This window comes from Microbacterium sp. ZOR0019, assembly GCF_000800925.1.
Lineage (GTDB): Bacteria > Actinomycetota > Actinomycetes > Actinomycetales > Microbacteriaceae > Microbacterium > Microbacterium aurugineum.
In genome coordinates this window covers 1-1,669 of sequence record NZ_JRKC01000097.1, presented here as the reverse complement: position 1 = coordinate 1,669, position 1,669 = coordinate 1, and the positions used below count along the sequence as shown (strand labels likewise).

At 69.5% G+C, this 1,669-nt stretch carries 1 protein-coding gene and 1 pseudogene; one reads left to right on the top strand and one right to left on the bottom strand.

The window, feature by feature from the left end:
- Positions 1–303: 303 nt before the first annotated feature.
- Positions 304–1,200 carry an aldose 1-epimerase family protein gene (locus L978_RS17455; RefSeq protein ID WP_047524663.1) on the bottom strand — a complete coding sequence of 299 codons (897 nt, stop codon included), beginning with the start codon at positions 1,198–1,200 and terminating at the stop codon, positions 304–306.
- A gap of 282 nt (positions 1,201–1,482) precedes the next feature.
- Between L978_RS17455 and L978_RS17450 the strand changes: the two are divergent.
- A pseudogene (locus L978_RS17450) lies at positions 1,483–1,669 on the top strand (DEAD/DEAH box helicase); the annotation flags it as partial.

The window sequence follows — 1,669 nt, the reverse complement described above, 5'->3', positions numbered from 1 at the left end:
GGGGCGCCCGAGCCGGATGCTCCGGTCGGGCCGGATGCGTCGGGCGCTGCGGCAGCTCCGGCCGGTTCAGTGCTGATCGACGCGTCTGGTCTGCCGCACGCACGGCAGCTCACCCGGCGCGAACTGCGCGACCGGGAGTAGCGGGTCCGTCCGGCGGGGGTTCCGGCGGACGGTCACAACTCACGCGCGTTCACAACTCCGCAGAAAGGCCCCGGATCCGCAGGCAGATGCGTGGTCCGGGGCCTTTCGAGTCGATCCTTGAGGAGTTGTCAACGGGCCGACGCTGCGACGGGTCGGAACAGGTCAGCTGAACGTGATGCCCCAGTGCAGGGTCCAGGTCTCTTCCGGGGCCAGGCGGCGGATGCCGAGGCCGCTGTTGAGCGCATCGGCGGGTGCGGTCATCGGCTCGATCGCGACCGCGAGGCTCTGTCCGGGGTACGCGGGTGTGGTGTACACCTGCACGTAGTCGAAGCCCTCACCCTGCCACAGGGTCACGCGACGGCCGTCCGGTGCGGTGAGCGAGTGGCGTACCCGCCCGTCCGGGTCGCGCGTGAGATCGGTGAAGCCGGTGTCGAGGCTCACGTCTCCCAGGCGGACGCCATCCCGCAGCGCGGTATCCGCCGGACGCGTCCCGGTCGGCAGCATCCGCTCATCGGTCTCGAACGCGGTCTTCGTGGGGATCCTCAGCGTGAGGTCGTGCGGGTCGACATCGCCGATCGTGACGAACGGATGCGTGCCCAGCGCGACCGGCGCCGGGGTGTCCGAGCGGTTGGTGAGGGCGTGTGCGACCTGGATGCCGTCGGCGGTGAGGGTGTAGGTCACCGCGGTCTCGACCAGATACGGATAGCCGGTCTGCGGCACGATGGTCGCTCGCAGCACGGCTTCGGTGTCGGTCTGCGACACCTCGTAGGAGGTGAAGCGCAGCAGTCCGTGGCTCGCATTGTTCAACTTCGGCTCGGTGATCGCGAGCGCTCGCGCGGTGCCGTCGTCCTCCCAGCGTCCGTCGCGCACCCGGTTCGGCCACGGCACGAGCACCACACCGGAACACGCGGGAGTCGGCAGGTCGAGGGGATACGGCGGCACGAGATCGACACCGCCGATGCGCAGCGAACGCAGGGACGCACCGACCTGGGCGATCTGCGCATCCACCTCGCCGCGTCGGAGGGTGATCTGGGTGCCGGTGGGGGAAGCGGTACTCACCTCGACATCGTACGGCCACGCCTGCGGCAGCACTCTCTCAGGTGCGTCCGGTAGTATCGGACGGTCGGCTTCGGACACCCGCGCGTTGGCGCGGACGTTTTCTGTGTATGAAGTGTGAGTCCAGGGGCCGATGGTGAGCGTCGCTCGACGCTAATCAACCATCACATGAATGGCCCCGGCCGCTGACAGTCCGGAACCCCGCTGATCGAGCCCGATCAGGCGCAGGGTGCTCGCGCGTGCGCGCGGCGCTGTTCTCGTGCGAGAACACAGGAAGACACCGCAATGCCGAAGAACAAGAAGCCCAAGGGCGGACGCCCGTCCGCGAACTTCGAGCCGCGCTACGGCGCGAAGAAGACCTCCTTCCACGATCGCCACAACGGTGGCCCCGCCCGTGACGGCGCGCGCGCCGAGCGCGGCGGACGATCGGATGCCGGGGAGCGTCGCTCCGCGCCCGCCGCCGGTGGCTACG